Annotated in this window: 17 protein-coding genes and 1 pseudogene; 12 read left to right on the top strand and 6 right to left on the bottom strand. The window is 64.0% G+C overall.

Translation table 11 applies throughout. The features are described from left to right. Positions 1–42: 42 nt before the first annotated feature. Positions 43–729, top strand: coding sequence for a hydrolase (locus ACGLHT_RS22855; RefSeq protein WP_274120833.1), 687 nt, complete (start codon positions 43–45; stop codon positions 727–729). A gap of 97 nt (positions 730–826) precedes the next feature. On the opposite strand, the pseudogene ACGLHT_RS22850 reads toward ACGLHT_RS22855, so the two are convergent. The 3 genes and pseudogenes from ACGLHT_RS22850 to ACGLHT_RS22840 form a co-directional block, all read right to left on the bottom strand. Next, positions 827–1,057 (bottom strand): annotated as a pseudogene (locus ACGLHT_RS22850) (chitin deacetylase); the annotation flags it as partial. Between the two features lie 398 nt (positions 1,058–1,455). After that, entirely contained in the window at positions 1,456–1,896 is a 441-nt protein-coding gene (locus ACGLHT_RS22845) for a type II toxin-antitoxin system YafO family toxin (RefSeq protein WP_137163409.1), read from the bottom strand. 8 nt (positions 1,897–1,904) lie between these two features. Further along, the gene (locus tag ACGLHT_RS22840; protein WP_054572328.1) at positions 1,905–2,408 is read right to left on the bottom strand and encodes a hypothetical protein; all 504 of its coding nucleotides are present in this window, start codon (positions 2,406–2,408) and stop codon (positions 1,905–1,907) included. A 483-nt stretch (positions 2,409–2,891) separates the two neighbouring features. Here ACGLHT_RS22840 and ACGLHT_RS22835 point away from each other — a divergent pair, with 483 nt between their 5' ends. The 7 genes from ACGLHT_RS22835 to ACGLHT_RS22805 all read left to right on the top strand — a co-directional run bounded on the left by ACGLHT_RS22835 (position 2,892) and on the right by ACGLHT_RS22805 (position 10,523). Then, positions 2,892–3,149 (top strand): hypothetical protein, encoded by a 258-nt coding sequence (locus ACGLHT_RS22835; RefSeq protein ID WP_274079415.1) that lies wholly within the window; start codon positions 2,892–2,894, stop codon positions 3,147–3,149. A gap of 103 nt (positions 3,150–3,252) precedes the next feature. Continuing rightward, the gene (locus ACGLHT_RS22830; RefSeq protein ID WP_039614149.1) at positions 3,253–3,540 is read left to right on the top strand and encodes a DUF3077 domain-containing protein; all 288 of its coding nucleotides are present in this window, start codon (positions 3,253–3,255) and stop codon (positions 3,538–3,540) included. Positions 3,541–3,716: 176 nt separating this feature from the next. Next, positions 3,717–4,811, top strand: a complete 1,095-nt coding sequence (gene sfnG, locus ACGLHT_RS22825; protein WP_085617269.1) for a dimethylsulfone monooxygenase SfnG — start codon at positions 3,717–3,719, stop codon at positions 4,809–4,811. Positions 4,812–5,399: 588 nt separating this feature from the next. Beyond that, a complete protein-coding gene (locus ACGLHT_RS22820; protein ID WP_137163413.1) occupies positions 5,400–5,882 on the top strand; it encodes a formate dehydrogenase subunit gamma in 483 nt (160 codons plus the stop codon). Further along, positions 5,876–7,444 (top strand): NADH-quinone oxidoreductase subunit NuoF, encoded by a 1,569-nt coding sequence (locus tag ACGLHT_RS22815; RefSeq protein ID WP_137163414.1) that lies wholly within the window; start codon positions 5,876–5,878, stop codon positions 7,442–7,444. Before ACGLHT_RS22820 ends, ACGLHT_RS22815 begins: the two co-directional genes overlap by 7 nt. Continuing rightward, positions 7,441–10,323, top strand: coding sequence for a formate dehydrogenase subunit alpha (gene fdhF, locus ACGLHT_RS22810; protein ID WP_137163415.1), 2,883 nt, complete (start codon positions 7,441–7,443; stop codon positions 10,321–10,323). The genes ACGLHT_RS22815 and fdhF overlap by 4 nt, the downstream gene beginning before the upstream one ends. Beyond that, entirely contained in the window at positions 10,320–10,523 is a 204-nt protein-coding gene (locus ACGLHT_RS22805) for a formate dehydrogenase subunit delta (protein ID WP_274120832.1), read from the top strand. The genes fdhF and ACGLHT_RS22805 overlap by 4 nt, the downstream gene beginning before the upstream one ends. A 142-nt stretch (positions 10,524–10,665) precedes the next feature. Here the strand turns inward: ACGLHT_RS22805 and ACGLHT_RS22800 are convergent, their stop codons facing one another. After that, the gene (locus ACGLHT_RS22800) at positions 10,666–11,529 is read right to left on the bottom strand and encodes a universal stress protein (RefSeq protein ID WP_274120831.1); all 864 of its coding nucleotides are present in this window, start codon (positions 11,527–11,529) and stop codon (positions 10,666–10,668) included. Between the two features lie 154 nt (positions 11,530–11,683). Here ACGLHT_RS22800 and ACGLHT_RS22795 point away from each other — a divergent pair, with 154 nt between their 5' ends. Continuing rightward, a complete protein-coding gene (locus tag ACGLHT_RS22795; RefSeq protein ID WP_085665501.1) occupies positions 11,684–12,301 on the top strand; it encodes a tRNA-(ms[2]io[6]A)-hydroxylase in 618 nt (205 codons plus the stop codon). 22 nt (positions 12,302–12,323) lie between these two features. On the opposite strand, the gene ACGLHT_RS22790 is transcribed toward ACGLHT_RS22795, so the two are convergent. After that, a complete protein-coding gene (locus ACGLHT_RS22790; RefSeq protein WP_025338355.1) occupies positions 12,324–12,644 on the bottom strand; it encodes a YqjD family protein in 321 nt (106 codons plus the stop codon). A 130-nt stretch (positions 12,645–12,774) separates the two neighbouring features. On the opposite strand from ACGLHT_RS22790, the gene ACGLHT_RS22785 reads away from it, so the two are divergent. Then, positions 12,775–13,038, top strand: coding sequence for a hypothetical protein (locus tag ACGLHT_RS22785; RefSeq protein WP_025338356.1), 264 nt, complete (start codon positions 12,775–12,777; stop codon positions 13,036–13,038). Between the two features lie 18 nt (positions 13,039–13,056). Here ACGLHT_RS22785 and ACGLHT_RS22780 read toward each other — a convergent pair whose 3' ends face one another. Continuing rightward, entirely contained in the window at positions 13,057–13,539 is a 483-nt protein-coding gene (locus ACGLHT_RS22780) for an LEA type 2 family protein (protein ID WP_137163417.1), read from the bottom strand. A 135-nt stretch (positions 13,540–13,674) separates the two neighbouring features. Between ACGLHT_RS22780 and ACGLHT_RS22775 the strand changes: the two genes are divergently transcribed. Together ACGLHT_RS22775 and ACGLHT_RS22770 are read left to right on the top strand one after the other, a co-directional pair. After that, positions 13,675–14,796, top strand: coding sequence for a sigma-70 family RNA polymerase sigma factor (locus ACGLHT_RS22775; protein ID WP_274079646.1), 1,122 nt, complete (start codon positions 13,675–13,677; stop codon positions 14,794–14,796). A 214-nt stretch (positions 14,797–15,010) separates the two neighbouring features. Beyond that, on the top strand, positions 15,011–17,437 hold the full coding sequence (locus tag ACGLHT_RS22770) for a TonB-dependent receptor (RefSeq protein WP_137164778.1): 2,427 nt from the start codon (positions 15,011–15,013) through the stop codon (positions 17,435–17,437). The last annotated feature ends 182 nt before the right edge of the window (positions 17,438–17,619 follow it).

Genomic DNA, 17,619 nt, shown 5'->3' with positions numbered 1-17,619 from the left:
GCGCGGGTTTCCCGGCCCGGATGCCCTGTCAGGAGAACCGACATGACCAACTTCTCGCAGATTGCCAACTTCAACGGCCAGCGCCCGGTGATCGACCCCGACGACACCGCCATGCTGCTCATCGACCACCAGAGCGGCCTGTTCCAGACGGTCAAGGACATGCCCATGACCGAACTGCGCAACAACGCCGTCACGCTGGCCAGGATCGCCACTTTGGCGAAGATCCCGGTGATCACTACCGCCTCGGTGCCGCAGGGCCCCAACGGCCCGCTGATCCCAGAGATCCACGAGGCTGCACCCCATGCGCAGTACGTGGCGCGCAAGGGTGAGATCAACGCCTGGGACAACCTCGAATTTGTCGCCGCCGTGGAGGCCACCGGCAAGAAGACCCTGGTGATCGCCGGCACCATCACCAGCGTGTGCATGGCCTTCCCGGCGATCGCAGCGGTAAATGCCGGTTACCGGGTGTTCGCGGTGATCGACGCCTCCGGCACCTATTCCAAGGCGGCCCAGGAAATCACCCTGGCCCGCGTCGTACAGGCCGGCGTGGTGCCTATGGATACCGCCGCAGTCGCCTCGGAAATCCAGCGCACCTGGAACCGCCCGGACGCCGCGCAATGGGCCGAGGCCTACAGCCTGATCTTCCCGCACTACCGCCTGCTGATCGAAAGCTACGCCAAGGCCCAGCAGGTAGTGACGGAGCACGAAATGCTCGATTCGCAACGTTGATGGCTTCCGGCCCGGTGGTTTGCTGCCGGGCTGTTCTTTACTGTCCGCTTCTCCCCAGGACTACCGGGCGCGCGTCCCGTTGCGAACGACTGACCGCTCAGGCGGGGAACTGGGCTATCCAGTGCCTGGCAATCTCTTCGCGCCGGCAGACCCACACCCCTTCGTGGCCCTGCACGTAATCGAGAAAGCGCGCCAGCGCCATCGCACGACCAGGATGGCCACTGATCCATCCATGCAGGCCCACGCTCATCATCTTCGGGTGGTGCGCGCCCTCCTGCCACAACAGGTCGAAAGCATCCTTTAGCAGCCGGAAGAAGTCTTCACCGCTTGGCCTGTGCTGGCGCGTACTCTGTGGGAGCGGCTTTAGCCGCGAAGAATCCAACGCGGTGCATGGCACCGGCTGCGCCGGTGTTCGCGGCTAAAGCCGCTCCCACAGGTTCCCTGCTAATGCAATGAGTTATGTGCTGCTCTATGAGAGCCCGCCCGCCGCCGTGGCGCTGAGCAGCGCCGGATTTCGTGTAGTTGAATGCCTGAGCGAGGTGTTCCCTGGGGAGGGTTTACCCGCGAACAGGCTATGCCCGTCGTGATGTACCGTTCAGCGATGGTCAAGGGGTGGTCAAGGATATCCTGGTGGGTGTGTGTTTCCGTTGCGATGGCGTGGTCGCCCTTACATCTCAATCTATGCCAGCCATCCGAGAGTCACGCCGTCGTTTCGGATAATCGCGATCAATTGTTATCGCGCCATTCTTTCGCCAGTCGAGCCAGATACTGCATGGTCGAAATATCCCGGGCTTTGGTGTGCGCATCCGGCCATAAAAAGGCCAGTATCAGATAGCGATCTTCATACAACTCGCCCTGGACGTAGATGAGTGCTGCGTCATCACCCGGCCGTCCCATCTTGCAAACTCTGTCATGCTGAGGAACGTTTTTGGGGAATAGGGCAGGTGGGATGCAGATATGGATGTGCATCAGACTAGCCTGAAACGCAAGTGGCGGCTGCGTGTAAGGTACGTCCCGCCCGAATATCGAGGGGATGAGTTGGCGCCTGGATTCGATGTAGCGTAGGAATTCGCTTTTCAACACTTCCGACAAGCCGGGATGTTTCGCATCTACAGGAAGGAAGAACTCTTCAAACGTTTCGGGATGAAATGAAACCTCGACTGGCATTGGTCACCTTACGCCAGTCGGTTGAGCTTGCGGGTAGTGTGATCGGCAAGATCGCGAAGGCCAGGGGCACTCAGTGCGCTCTGGAACTCATCCGGCGTGAGGAAGAACTGCTGGTAGATCCCATCGATGACAACCATTTTGCTGCGTACCTTGGCCACTGCTCGGCGCAGGTTCTGGTGCTCATCGTAAAGAGCGGTTGGCACGTTTGCCGCTTGCAGTCCGCCCTCCAACTGCCTTACCGCTTTGAGCAACTCAGCATTCTTGAGGTATTTGGTCTGGTCGAAGGTATCCGATTTCATGAGTGCAACAACACGCCTCGAATAGATCGACTCCAGGACCAGCCAGCCATGAGTCAGCTCAGCGATTACGCTGCGCAGGTCAGGGGAAGAGGGGGGGGTAGCGCTGGCTTCACGAACCTCAACGGCACGTGATTGAAGTGAGAGAGTTGTGTAATCACCCACCAATGCGAGCGCGGCGACGATGAGCGCCGGTGCTGCTGCTTTGACTGGCATGAATACCTCCATTTGCTGCTCGGATTTTGCTGCGATTACTGAAAACTTGGGGGCAATTATCGGCGTTGAAGCCTGATAGTCAATTGCTGCCAAGTCTGGAAATTGTAAGCCTAAAAAACGTTGAGCGTATGGTTCTGGTGCGTCGGTGTGAGCTGGTCCTACAAGACCGAATCAGTTTTTTCCCCTTCCGTGTAGTCCATTTCTGAATCATCCTTTTCAAGCCGTTTCACCATTGCGATGGAAACCTGAGCCCCCTAGTCTCGCCCTGTCGTTGCAAATTCAACGACCGGGTCTGCAAGCCCGATGCTTGGTTTGGTCTCAGTTTGCTGTTGGCTTCGTTCAACGGTGGCTGCGTGCGGGTGGTCTTCGGGCCAGCCGGGAATCGACCTCCAAGCCCGGTCTTGCAGGCCCGCATGTAGCCGCCACCCTATCATCTGCAAGTGATCTGGCGACGGTCCGACTTGTTATTGTCTGGAGGCTGTCATGCTGAAACTCGTTCCCGATCCACCTTTCTCCACTGAGTCACCCCATCACCTGGAAGACACCCTGATCCAGGCCACGGAATACGTGCTCTGCGCCTTGTCCGTAGGCCATCACGCGATAGCCTCGCTCCCCAGATCTCCCGCCACGATCATGACCCTGGCGGTCATGCATGAAATGGAGGCTGTGCGCACGCTGCTGGAGTCGGCGATTGCGCAGGTGCAGCTTCGGGACGGGCAGCCGGTGCATACATTGCACTGATGAGCTGATTTTCAAAATTTGCCAGCCTGGGCGGTGTGGTTTTCCTGCCAGGGACTGCAACCGGGAAATCGCACTGGCCGGCAGATTCAAAAGAGGGTTTCAGATGGACAAGGAATTGGATGACGACACCGGCACACTGGGCCTGACCGTAGGTGCGGCCACGTTCCTGGACGGTGTGCTGGACGGCAAGAAACTGTTCCGCGTAGAGGCGGGAAACTGCTGCGACCATGCCATCGAACAAGCGTCGGTGTTGATGGATTGCTCTCGGCGAGCATCGTTTATCGGGGTTATGGACAACGAACCGGTGCTGGTCTGGGCTTCGCACTTTCTCTGCGACATGGCCAAGGCGCTGATGGATGACGCGCATATGGGCATGCGCAAGAACCGCTGACCTGCCCCCGGGGCGGCGATGTTGTACAGGCAACAGCGATCCAGCAGCTTGTTCGACCGCATGCAGCCAACATCGCCGCCAATTTCAGCTAACCAATTGAAATAAAAACACTTTAAAGCCTGGCATGTTTGCTGCTCCTGCCTCCTTGAACCCGAGGATCACCAAGGAGCCTTACCATGAGCCAAGCCCCGATCAAGTTCGCCTACTGGGTCCCCAACGTCAGTGGTGGCCTGGTGGTCAGCACCATCGAACAGCGCACCAGTTGGGACATCGACTACAACCGCAAGCTCGCGCAAATCGCCGAACAGGCTGGTTTCGACTACGCCCTGTCGCAAATCCGTTTCACCGCCGGCTACGGCGCCGACAACCAGCACGAGTCGGTCACCATTAGCCACGCGCTGCTCGCTGCCACGGAAAAGCTCAAGGTCATCGCCGCCATCCTGCCAGGCCCATGGAACCCGGCGCTGGCGGCCAAGCAGCTGGCGAGTATCGACCAGTTCACCAACGGCCGCATCGCCATCAACGTGGTCTCGGGCTGGTTCAAGGGCGAGTTCCACGCCATCGGCGAACCCTGGCTGGACCACGACGAACGCTATCGCCGTTCCGAAGAATTCATCCGCGCGCTGAAGGGCATCTGGACCCAGGACAACTTCACCTTCAACGGTGACTTCTATCGCTTTCGCGACTACAACCTCAAACCCAAGCCGCTGCAGCAGCCGCACCCTGAGATTTTCCAGGGCGGCAGCTCGCGTGCCGCACGGGACATGGCGGCGCGCGTGTCGGACTGGTACTTCACCAACGGCAACAGCGTGGAAGGGATCAAGGCGCAGGTCGACGATATCCGCGCCAAGGCGGCGGCCAACGGCCATTCGGTAAAGGTTGGAGTCAATGCCTTCATCATCGCCCGCGACACCGAAGAGCAGGCGCGTGCGGTGCTGCAGGAGATCATCGACAAGGCCAACCCCGAGGCGGTGCGGGCGTTTGGCCAGGAAGTGAAGCATGCCGGTTCTGCTAGCCCGGAGGGCGAGGGTAACTGGGCCAGGTCCAGCTTCGAAGACCTGGTGCAGTACAACGATGGCTTCAAGACCAACCTGATCGGTACACCGCGGCAGATTGCCGAGCGCATCGTTGCGCTGAAGGCGGTGGGTGTGGATCTGATCTTGTCCGGGTTCCTGCACTTCCAGGAGGAAGTAGCGTACTTCGGCGAACATGTGCTGCCGCTGGTGCGTGAACTGGAGGCCGGGCGCAGCGTGGACAAGGCGGTGGCCTGAAGCCGGTGCCATGCACCGCGTTGGATTCTTCGCGGGCGCGCCCGCTCCCACAGGTATGGCGCATTCCTTGAGCTGCCGGAGCACCCTGTGGGAGTGGGCATGCCCGCGAACACCGGCGTAGCCGGTGCCATGCACCGCGTTGGATTCTTCGCGGGCGCGCCCGCTCCCACAGGTATGGCGCATTCCTTGAGCTACCGGTGCACCCTGTGGGAGCGGGCATGCCCGCGAACACCGGCGTAGCCGGTGCCATGCACCGCGTTGAATTCTTCGCGGCTAAAGCCGCTCCCACAGGGTACGCGGACCGCTTGCGAATTCAGTTCTCTAAGCAACAGCGCAGCAGACTGTATAAGGTCAGAAACAACCCGCGTCGGTTTCAGGATGCGCCTGGTCGTTCGCACGCAACCCCCCGGCGCCACAAGTGCCATGCTTGCAGGATGCCTCGGACCAGCGCGCGCAGACGTGCGGCCGCAGGCAAGGAGGCCGCTGGCACCACGCAACCGTGACGTGGCCGGCGCGCCGCAGCAGAACACGCCGGATACCTGCCCTTACAACAATTCAGGCAGGGTCCGTGATGCCGAGGTCCGCTGTATGCCTGATGAATTGCTCCACCTGCCTGTGATCCACCGCATTCTGGCCCGTGACAAGGATACCCCCGGCGCGCTGTTGCCGATCTTGCATGCCATCCAGCACGACATCGGCTACATCCCCGATGCCGCTGTCGCCGAAATTGCCCATGCCCTGAACCTCAGCCTGGCCGAGGTGCGTGGGGTGATCAGCTTCTACCACGATTTCCGCACCACGCCACCGGCGCGCCACACCCTGCGCCTGTGCCGCGCCGAGTCGTGCCAGAGCCGGGGCGCCGAGGTGCTGGCCGCGCAACTGCGCGAACAGCTGGCGCTGGACGACCACGGCACCAGCGCCGACGGCGCCATCAGCCTGCGCCCGGTGTACTGCCTGGGCGCCTGTGCCTGCTCGCCAGCGCTGGAACTGGACGGCCAGGTGCATGCGCGCCTTACCCCTGAGCGCCTGCGCGCGCTGGTCAACGCCTGCCGGGAGGACGCAGCATGCTGAAGCTGTACATCCCCTGCGATTCGGTAGCCCGTGCCGTGGGCGCCGACCAGGTCGCCGATGCCTTGCAACGTGAGGCCGAACGCCGCCAGCTGCCGCTGGACATCCAGCGCACCAGTTCCCGCGGGCTGTACTGGCTGGAACCGCTGCTGGAGTGCGACAGCGCGCAAGGGCGCCTGGGTTTCGGCCCGATCACCCCGGAAGACGTGCCGTCCTTGCTCGACGCCTTTACCGGTGAGCCCGGTGAATCTGGTGGCCACTCGCTGGCCCTGGGCCCGGTCGAGGACATCCCTTACCTCAAGACCCAGCAGCGCCTGCTGTTCGCCCGCGCCGGCATCACCCGCCCATTGTCGCTGGACGACTACCGTGCCCATGGCGGTTTCGCCGGCCTTGAAGCGGCCGTGGCCCTGGACGGTGCCGAGGTGGTCGCCGCCGTGCTCGATTCCGGCCTGCGCGGCCGCGGCGGTGCGGCGTTCCCGGCCGGCATCAAGTGGCGCACCGTGCGTGACGCCGGGGCCGGGCAGAAGTACGTGGTGTGCAACGCCGACGAGGGTGACTCCGGTACCTTCGCCGACCGCATGCTGATGGAAGGCGACCCATTCCTGCTGATCGAAGGCATGATCATTGCCGGCCTCGCCGTGGGTGCCGACAAGGGCTACATCTATGTGCGCTCGGAGTACCCCGACGCCATCCGCGTGCTCGACCAGGCCTTCGCCATCGCCCGTGACGCTGGCTACCTCGGCAGCGACGTGGCCGGCAGCGGCCAGGCCTTCGACCTGGAAGTGCGGGTCGGCGCCGGCGCCTATATCTGCGGCGAAGAAACCGCGCTGCTCGAATCTATCGAAGGCAAGCGCGGCATCGTCCGCGCCAAGCCTCCGCTACCCGCGCTGCAGGGCCTGTTCGGTTTGCCGACGCTGGTGCACAACGTACTCACCCTGGCCTCGGTACCCATCATCATGGCCAAGGGCGCGGCGTTCTACCGCGACTTCGGCATGGGTCGCTCGCTGGGCACCATGCCGTTCCAGCTGGCCGGCAACATCCGCCAGGGCGGCCTGGTGGAACGCGCCTTCGGCCTGACCCTGCGCGAGCTGGTGGAAGGCTATGGCGGCGGCACGGCCAGCGGCCGGCCGCTGAAGGCCGCGCAGGTGGGTGGCCCGCTCGGTGCCTGGGTACCGCCCAGCCACTTCGACACACCGCTGGACTATGAAGCCTTCGCCGCCATGGGCGCGATGCTCGGCCACGGTGGTGTGGTAGTGGCCGACGACACCCTGAACATGGCCAGCATGGCGCGCTTCGCCTTGCAGTTCTGTGCCGAGGAGTCCTGTGGCAAGTGCACCCCATGCCGCATCGGCTCGACCCGCGGCATGGAAGTGGTCGACCGGCTGATCGCCACCAGCGACATGACCGAACGGCATGACCAGGCCCTGTTGTTGCGCGACCTGTGCGACACCATGCAATACGGCTCGCTGTGCGCCATGGGCGGCATGACCGCCTATCCGGTGGCCAGCGCGCTGAAGTACTTCCCCGCCGATTTTGGGCTGACCCACACGGAGGCCGCGCAGTGATCAATTTCTACGACCCCGCTTCTGATAAAAGCAGCGACCTCGGCACCCCGGCCCGTGACAGCGAGGTACAGGTCAGCCTGAGCATCGATGGCCGTGCCATCACCGTGCCCGCCGGTACCTCGGTGATGCGTGCCGCGGCCATGCTCGGCACCAGCATTCCCAAACTGTGCGCCACCGACAGCCTCGAAGCCTTCGGCTCATGCCGTATGTGCATGGTGGAAATCGAAGGCATGCGCGGCTACCCGGCCTCCTGCACCACCCCGGTCAGCGAAGGCATGGTGGTGCACACCGAAACTCCGCGCCTGGCCGGCCTGCGCCGCAACGTGATGGAGCTGTACATCTCCGACCACCCGCTGGACTGCCTGACCTGTTCGGCCAACGGCAACTGCGAGCTGCAGACCGTGGCCGGCCAGGTGGGCCTGCGCGAGGTGCGCTACGGCTACGACGGCGCCAACCACCTGGCCGAGAAAAAGGACGTTTCCAACCCGTATTTCGACTACGAGCCGAGCAAGTGCATCGTCTGCAGCCGCTGTGTGCGCGCCTGCGAGGATATCCAGGGCACCTTCGCCCTGACCATCACCGGGCGCGGCTTCGAATCGCGGGTGGCGGCGGCGGGTGGTGAAAACTTCCTCGCCTCCGAGTGCGTGTCGTGCGGCGCCTGCGTGCAGGCCTGCCCGACCGCGACCCTGACGGAAAAGAGCCTGGTACAGCTGGGCCAACCCGAGCGTGCGGTCATCACCACCTGCGCCTATTGCGGCGTCGGCTGCTCGTTCCGCGCCGAAATGAAGGGCGACCAGCTGGTGCGCATGGTCCCGGACAAGAACGGCGGCGCCAACCACGGCCACGCCTGCGTCAAGGGCCGCTTCGCCTGGGGCTACGCCACCCATCCGGACCGCATCACCAAGCCGATGATCCGCAAGCGCCTGGAAGACCCATGGCAGGAAGTCAGCTGGGACGAGGCGGTGACCTACGCCGCCAGCGAGTTCCGCCGCATCCAGCTGAAGTACGGTCGCGATTCCATCGGCGGCATCACCTCCAGCCGCTGCACCAACGAAGAAGCCTACCTGGTGCAGAAACTGGTGCGCACGGCGTTCGGCAACAACAACGTCGACACCTGTGCGCGGGTATGCCATTCGCCCACCGGTTATGGACTGAAGCAGACCCTGGGTGAATCGGCCGGTACACAAAGCTTCGACTCGGTGATGCAGGCCGACGTGGTGCTGGTGATTGGCGCCAACCCCACCGACGCCCACCCGGTATTCGGCTCGCAGCTCAAGCGCCGCCTGCGCCAGGGCGCGCGGCTGATTGTGATCGACCCGCGGCGCATCGACCTGGTCGACTCGCCGCACGCCCGCGCCGAGCTGCACCTGCAACTGCGCCCCGGTACCAACGTGGCCATGCTCAACGCCCTGGCCCACGTGATCGTCACCGAAGGCCTGCTGGCCCAGCGCTTCATCGATGCCCGCTGCGAAACCGAAGATTTCGCCCGCTGGCGCGACTTCGTCAGCCTGGCGGAAAACGCCCCCGAAGTGCTTGGCCCGGTCTGCGGCGTGCCTGCCGAACAGATCCGCGCCGCCGCCCGGCTGTACGCCACCGGCGGCAATGCGGCGATCTACTACGGCCTGGGCGTGACCGAGCACAGCCAAGGCAGCACCGCGGTGATGGGCATCGCCAACCTGGCCATGGCCACCGGCAACATCGGCCGCGAAGGGGTAGGGGTGAACCCGCTGCGCGGGCAGAACAACGTGCAGGGCTCGTGCGACATGGGTTCGTTCCCTCACGAATTGCCCGGCTACCGGCACATTTCCAATGAGGGCGTGCGCGCCGAGTTCGAGCGTGCCTGGGGCGTGACCCTGCAACCCGACCCGGGCCTGCGCATCCCCAACATGTTCGAAGCGGCGCTGGACGGCAGCTTCAAGGCCTTGTACTGCCAGGGCGAGGACATTGCCCAGAGCGACCCCAACACCCAGCACGTCACCGCGGCCCTGCTGGCCATGGAATGCGTGGTGGTGCAGGACATCTTCCTCAACGAAACAGCCAAGTTCGCCCATGTGTTCCTGCCGGGCAGCTCGTTCCTGGAGAAGGACGGCACCTTCACCAATGCCGAGCGGCGCATTTCGCGGGTGCGCAAGGTCATGGAGCCGCTGGCCGGCAAGGCCGACTGGGAGGCGACCGTGGCCCTGGCCAATGCCCTGGGCTACCCGATGAACTACCGCCACCCATCCGAGATCATGGACGAGATCGCCCGCCTGACGCCCACCTTCCACCGCGTCAGCTACGCCGAGATCGACCGCCACGGCAGCCTGCAGTGGCCGTGCAACGACGCAGCACCCGATGGCACGCCGACCATGCACATCGACCAGTTCGTACGTGGCAAGGGGCGCTTCATGCTTACCGGCTACGTGCCCACCGAGGAGAAGGTCAACAACCGCTACCCGCTGCTGCTGACCACCGGGCGCATTCTCAGCCAGTACAACGTCGGCGCCCAGACCCGGCGTACCGGCAACGTCGCCTGGCATGACGCCGACCGCCTGGAAATCCACCCGACCGACGCCGAAAGCCGTGGCATCCAGGACGGTGACTGGGTCGGCATCGGCAGCCGCGCCGGGCAGACGGTGCTGCGCGCCAAGGTCAGTGCACGGGTGGCGCCGGGGGTGGTGTACACCACGTTCCACTTCCCCGAGTCGGGGGCGAACGTGATTACCACCGACAACTCCGACTGGGCCACCAACTGCCCTGAGTACAAGGTGACGGCGGTGGAGGTGGTGAAAGTGTTCCAGCCTTCGCAGTGGCAGAAGCGCTACCAGGACTTCAGTGACGAGCAGCGGCGCTTGCTGAAGGAGCGCCGTATTGCGGAAAAAGCCGAGGTGCGCCGATGAGCAGTGAGAACCTGGTCAAGATGGCCAACCAGATTGCCCATTACTTCGACAGCGAGCCAGACCGGGCGCTGGCGGTGCAAGGGATACGGCAGCATCTGCAGAGCTTCTGGACGCCGGCGATGCGCCGGCAGCTGGCGCAATGGATCGAGGCCAATGCAGGGGAGGGGCTGGACCCGAAGGTGCAGGAAGCGTTGGCCTAGATACTTCTTGTAAGAAATCCCTGTGGGAGCGGGTTTACCCGCGAATGCGTCGTTGGACTCACCGCCGCTTTCGCGGGTAAACCCGCTCCCACAGGGGCCCTGCAATTTCAAGGAATCATGTGTCCTCCTGAGGAAGGCAAACTCAGCCGCGGGCCAGTTCCGCCTGATGAGCAATTGCCTCCTCGCTCTTGAGCACCAGCACATCCCCCTCCAGGGCATCCAGCACCACCTCAGAGGTATTACCAATCAACGCTCCGGAAATCCCCGTGCGGCACACCGTGCCGATCACCGTCACCACGGCGTCGAGCATTTTCTCGGTATGCGGAATCAGCACATCCGCCGGCCCTTCGGCCACATGCAAGCGGTCTTCGCTGATGTCGTACTCTGCCTGGAATGCCTTGCACGCCTCGCGGTAACGCTGCTCGATGGTTTCGCTCAACTGGTACACCGGGTCCGACGCCGACAGCATCGGCGACGGATGGGCGCTGATGACGTGCAACTCGCCCTTGGCCAGTTTGGCAATCTCGAAACCATGGTCGATGATGCTGGCATGCAGGCGGCGGTGGTCCTCGTCCTGGTTGCCCACATCCACCGCGGCCAGGACCTTGCCGCCGGTCCACGGCCGCTCGCTCTTGACCATCAGCACGGCACACGGGCACTGGCGCAGCAGCTTCCAGTCGCTGGGGGTGAGCAGGGCCTTTTTCAGCGGGTTGTCCGGGCGGTGTTCCTTGATCACCAGCTCGCAGCCCTCGGCCTGCTGCACGTAGATGATGGTGTCGTGCAGGTTGTCGCGCCAGGCCTCTTCATGGGTGACGTTATCGTACCCGTCATCATGCAACTGGCTGCTCAGCAGGCTCAGCAGCGCGCTGTGGTCATGCCTTTTGTCGCACATCAGCAGGTGCAGGCGCGCGCCGGTGAGGCCGGCGATCAGCTTGGCCCGGGTCAGCGCCCGGCTGTGGGCGTGCTCGGGGTCGAGGACGACGAGGATGCTGCGGACGGCTTGCATGGGCGTTAACTCCCTTCAAAGGTGGCGACCAATGCCTGACTATAGTCGGCGCTTCCCCCGCTGGCGCTTGATGTACATCAAGCATAGTCACTGGCGCCGCCCGCCGCCGCCGGTATAATCGCCGGCCCTGCCTGTTCTTTGTGGTTGCACGCTCATGTCCCTGATCCCCGAAATCGACGCCTTTCTTGGTTGCCCGACACCAGACGCCTGGATCGAAGCGGCGCTCGCCGACCAGGAAACCCTGCTGATCGACCACAAGAACTGCGAATTCAAGGCTGCCAGCACCGCCCTGAGCCTGATCGCCAAGTACAACACCCACCTCGACCTGATCAACATGATGTCGCGCCTGGCCCGCGAGGAGCTGGTGCACCACGAGCAGGTGCTGCGCCTGATGAAGCGCCGCGGCGTGCCGCTGCGCCCGGTGTCGGCGGGGCGTTATGCGTCGGGGCTGCGGCGCCTGGTGCGCGCCCACGAGCCGGTCAAGCTGGTGGATACGCTGGTGGTGGGGGCGTTCATCGAGGCGCGCAGCTGCGAGCGCTTTGCCGCGCTGGTACCGCACCTGGACGAGGAGCTGGGCCGCTTCTACCACGGCCTGCTGAAGAGCGAAGCGCGCCACTACCAGGGGTACCTGAAACTGGCGCACAACTACGGCGATGAGGCAGACATCGCCCGCCGGGTGGAACTGGTGCGCGCAGCGGAGGTGGAGCTGATCCAGTCACCGGACCAGGAGCTGCGCTTCCACAGCGGTATCCCGATGGCGCAGGCCGCCTGATTCGCACCAGGCGGCCCAGGCGTCAGTGACGGCGGCCCAGCAGCAGGCCGACCACCAGCCCGAGGCCGGCGGAAATGGCCACGGTCTGCCACGGGTGGCCGCCGATGTAGTCCTGGGTAGCCTCCACCACCGGTTGCGCCTTGCTACGCACCTTGTCGGCGGCATGGCGCGCCTGGCGTAGCTTGAGGCTTACCTGCGCGCGCAGGGTTTCCGCCTCGTCACCCACCAGGGCGGCGCTGTCGTTCAGCAGCCTTTCCGATTCTTCGATCAGCGCCTGCAGTTCGCTGAATACCTGGTCCTTGATTTGATCGCTGTCGGCCAGCGCGGCGTTTTTCCGGGCCATGAACTCGTCCTCGTCGATGGTGTGGTTTGAACAATGGATGCCGGCGCGTCGGGAAAGTTGCGGCGGCTTTGGGCTGTTGCAGTACCTGGGTGTAAGATAGCGGCCATTTTCAAACCTGCAGGTACCCTTCATGAGTTTCAATCTGGCCAACATGAGCTTCGAGGAACGGGCGCAGATCGAGGCAGAGAAGGCCCGGCTGTTCGAGCTGTGGCAGAACAACCTGGGCAAGGCCAAGGGCGAAGCGGCACGGTTGATCGCCGAGAAACCACGGCGCAAAGGCAAATGGGCCGAGTGGGTGCGCGCCGAGCTGGATGGCATGTCGCCGCCCGAATACGCCAACATGGTGCGCAGCGAAGTCAACAAGCTGATGGCCGCAGCCAGCGCCAACCGCTGATCACACCCCGCCAGGCGCCTACCAGTAGGCGCCCTTGGGCAGGTCCAGCTTGCCCTCGTCGGTAAAGCGCACGGTCCCCAGCAGCCCGCCGGCCAGCTTGCCGCGCAGCACATAGGGCAGGCCCTGCAACGAGTCCACCCGGCCCAGCCCATAGGCCTGGCGCAGGAAGGAAAACGCCGTGATGCTCACCGGCACCACGACCACCGCTTCGCCATAACGGCCGATGTGCCCCTGCTGGTCGCTGACCCCGGCGGCCAGCGGCTGGCCGTTCACTTCCAGGTTCAGGGCGATGCCGTTGTAGTCGATCGGCGCCTCGTTGGGGTTTTGTACCCGCATCTTCACCGCCATGCGCAGTTCCAGCTCCTGCCCGGGCAGCGGCTCGATACCGATTACGCTGATATTGACCGGGTCGTGTGCCTGGAACAGCGCACAGGCCCCCAGGCCGCAGGCCAGCAGCAGGACCAGGAACAGGCGGGCGTAGCGGTGCAGACGGGCAGCCATGGGGTGCGACCTTGCCAGAGTGGGCGAATGGGCAGTGTGGCAAATACGCGTCGGCGTTGAAAGTCTCCGCCCAGATGAAAGATACTGTTTCTCATTAACGCCCGATAACTTCTCCTACTGGCCGTTCCCAAACCCATGCTGACCTCTCCCGCGTCGGGCCTGCTGGCAAGTTTCCAGGAGCACTACGACGACCTGCTGCAGTTCCTGACCCGGCGCATGAGCGACCGTCAGCGCGCTGCCGACGTCGCGCAGGAAACCTACCTGAGGCTGGTGAACATCGACCAGCAGGCGGTGCCGGTGCTGCACGCGCGCAGTTTCATCTTCCGCGTGGCCGGCAACCTGGCGATCGATGCCTTGCGCCGCGAGCAGCGCATTGCCGCCAGCCACGACGACAGCGAGCGGGCAGGTGAGGTGGCCTGCCCGGCGCCGGCCCCCGAAGCGGCCTTGCTGGCCCGGGAGCGCCTGCAGATCCTCGATCAGGCGCTGCTGCAGCTGTCCGACAATGCCCGCCAGGCGCTGTTGCTCAACCGCGTCGACGGCCTGACCCAGGCGCAGATCGCGCAACGCCTGGGGGTTTCCGAAAGCATGGTGGCGAAATACATCGGCCAGGCCCTGCGCCATTGCCGCAACTGGCTCAAACAGGCGGGCGTGGCTGCGGCGCTGGTGTTGGCCGTTGCTGTGGCGGGTTGGCAGCAGGCGCCGGTGCTGCTGGCGGATTACCACACCGGGGTGGGTGAGCGGCAGGTAGTGACCCTGGCCGATGGCACGCGGGTGACGCTGAACAGCGCCACTGCCCTGAGCGTAGTGTTCAGCGACCGTGAGCGGCGGGTGGTCCTGGAGTCTGGTGAAGCCTTGTTCGAGACCACCGATGATTCACGGCCCTTTGTGGTCGATACGGCCGGTGAGCGGGTGCAGGGGAGTGCGGCCACCTTCAGCGTGCGTCGCGATGGCCGCGTGGTATTGGCACATGGCGAAGCCAAGGTTGGCGAGCATGAACTGGCAGTAGCGGCCGATGCCGGCACGCAGATGGCCTGGCAGCGCGGCAAGCTGATCTTCAACGGCAAGCCGCTGGGGCAGCTGCTGGCGGAGCTCGAGCGTTACCGGCATGGGCGGATCGTGTTGTCCGATAGCAAGCTGGCGGCGATGGAGGTCAGCGGGGTGTTCGACCTCGATGAGCCGGAGGCCCTGTTGCGGACCCTTGAGCAGCGCTATGGGCTGAAGGTGACCTACCTGCCGTGGTTGGCCGTGGTTCATTGATTCGCCTGTGCCGGCCTCTTCGCAGCACAAGGCTGCTCCTACAGCGAACTGCGATCCCTGTAGGAGCAGCCTTGTGCTGCGAAGAGGCCGGCACAGAAATAAAAAATATTTTCCATTTGGCACTGCAAGTTCCTGCAAGTCAGATCGTCGTAGTGGGACTGATCAGCAACCAATTCTCATTTACGACTTGTCAGGAAGCTCATTCGTGCCTCTGATGCTCAAGCCCTTGCACCGCCGCCGCGGTCCGCTTCACCATGCCCTGATGTCCTGCAGTGCCCTGGCCATGCTGGTCGGCCCGCTGCAGGCGTTTGCCTCGACCGCCACCGAACAGGCCCAGACCCAGGCCCGCCTGGTCCAGCTCGACCTGCCGGCCCAGCCGCTGGACCAGGCCCTGACCACCTTCGCCGACCAGGCCGGCCTGCACCTGCTGTACACCACCGGCGACGTCGCCGGCCAGGCCAGCCCGGCCTTGCAGGGCAGCTACAGCATCGAGCAGGCCCTGCAGCAGTTGCTGGCCGGCAGCGGCATGAGCTGGCACTTCAGCGATGCCCGCACGGTGACCCTGCGCAAGGCCGACGCCGCGCCGCAGGCGGTCAACCTCAAGCCGATCGAGGTCAGCGTGGCCTCGCGCACCAGCACCGCGATCAGCGAAATCCCCGGCACCGTGTGGGTGGTCGACCAACAGCAGCTGCGCGAGCAGATCGACAGCGGCGTCAGCCTGAAGGAAGCCATCGGCAAGCTGGTGCCAGGCCTCGACCTGGCGCCGGAAGGCCGCACCAACTACGGCCAGAACATGCGCGGGCGCAACGTGCTGGTGATGATCGACGGGGTCAGCCAGAACAGCTCGCGCGGCCTGTCGCGCCAGTTCGACAGCATTTCGCCGTTCAACGTCGAGCGCGTCGAAGTGCTGTCTGGCGCCAGTGCCATCTACGGCGGCGGCGCCACCGGCGGCATCATCAACATCGTGACCAAAAAGGGTGAACCCGGCCCGGCGCGCTTCGAGACCCAGCTCGGCGCCAGCAGCGGTTTCAACAACAGCGACGACCTGGCCACCCGCTTTGCCCAGTCGATCAGTGGCGGCAACGAGCGGTTCAACGCCCGCCTGGGGGTTTCCGGCGAGCAGAACGAAGCCTTCTACGATGGCGCCGGCGACCAGATCTTCATCGACAACACCCAGACCGACCTGCAGTACAACCGCACCATCGACGTGCTCGGCACCTTGGGGATGCAACTGAACGACCAGCAGAGCCTCGACCTGTTGGCCCAGTACTATGACTCGGGCAACCACGGCAGCACCGGTATCTACTTCCCCAACCTGAACCACAACGCCCCATCCGACCTTGAAGACGCCGAGCTGCGCAGCGGCTACTCGTCGGACCTGGAGCCGCGCACCCGGCGCCTGCTGCTGAACGCCAACTACCACCACACCGATGTGCTGGGCCAGGACTTCTACCTGCAGGCCTCGTACCGCAAGGAAGACGACAACTTCTACCCGTTCCCGTACTACAACCGCGCCACGCCCACCGGCTCGCGCGGGGTGTACTTCGCCGCCTCGCAGCAGAACTTCGAAGTCACCAGCCTCAAGGGCCTGTTCGCCAAGCAGTGGGACGCGCTGAAGCTGACCTACGGCGTCGACCTGGACCGCGAGCGCTTCAATGCCGAACAGACCACCTTCAACGCCCAGACGTCGTCCGAGTCGGGTGGCCTGGAGCTGGAAAAGGAAAGCAAGGCCGCACGCTACCCCAGCTACCGGGTCGATGGCGTGTCGGTGTACGCCCAGCTGGACTGGCATGTCACCGATAACCTGACCCTGTCCGGCGGCGCCCGGCGCCAGCAGATGGACGTGGACGTCAGCGACTTCAAGGGTGTGCCGGGCGGCAGCAACGATTACCAGGTCAACCTGTTCAACGTCGGTGCCATCTACGACTTCAAGAATGGCCACCAGGTATGGACCAACTACGGCGAAGGCTTCGACCTGCCCGACCCGGCCAAGTACTACGGCAAGCCCGGCCTGAGCGTGGCCGACAACCCGCTGGCCGGCATCAAGAGCCGCCAGGTGGAGCTGGGCTGGCGTTATGCCGACCTGGACTGGGATGCCCAGGCGGCGCTGTATTACATCTGGTCGGACAAGATCATCAACGTCGACTCGCAGACCCTGACCATCAATGTGGAAGACCAGAAAAGCCGCGACTTCGGTTTTGAGGGCGCTCTGACCCGGCACTTCCAGACCGGCTGGGAAGCCGGTGGCACCCTGCACCTGACCCGCTCAGAGGAAGAGGATGTCGATGGTGGCTGGATCAAGCGCGATGCCCGCTATGCCTCGTTGTCCAAGGCTACAGCGTTCGTCGGCTGGAAGGGCGATGGCCGCAGTGCACGGCTGCAGGCCAACCATGCCTTCAGCCTGAAGGACGATGCCGACCACGAGATCGACGGCTATACCACCTTCGACCTGCTGGGCAGCCAGGACACCGGCTTCGGCACCTTCAGCGCCGGCATCCAGAACCTGCTGGACAAGCAGTACAGCACGGTCTGGGGGCAGCGTGCGACGCTGTTCTACTCGCCGACTTACGGGCCGGCTTACCTGTATGACTACCAAGGGCGCGGGCGTACCTACACCCTGACCTGGAGCATGGCTTACTGACCCTGCGCGGTTCTGTAGGAGCGGCCTTGTGTCGCGAAAGGGGTGCGAAGCGCCCCCAGGACTTCAGCTGCGCAGCACATATCGCCGGGGCCGCTTTGCGGCCCTTTCGCGACACAAGGCCGCTCCTACAGAGACCGCACATGCCTGAGGAAGTCGCGGTCCCTGTGGGAGCGGGTTTGCCC

The organism is Pseudomonas sp. PsB (genome assembly GCF_043658375.1).
Taxonomy (GTDB): Bacteria; Pseudomonadota; Gammaproteobacteria; order Pseudomonadales; family Pseudomonadaceae; genus Aquipseudomonas; species Aquipseudomonas putida_Z.
Note: the sequence above shows the minus strand (reverse complement) of the source record. Positions and strands in the feature narration are given on the sequence as shown.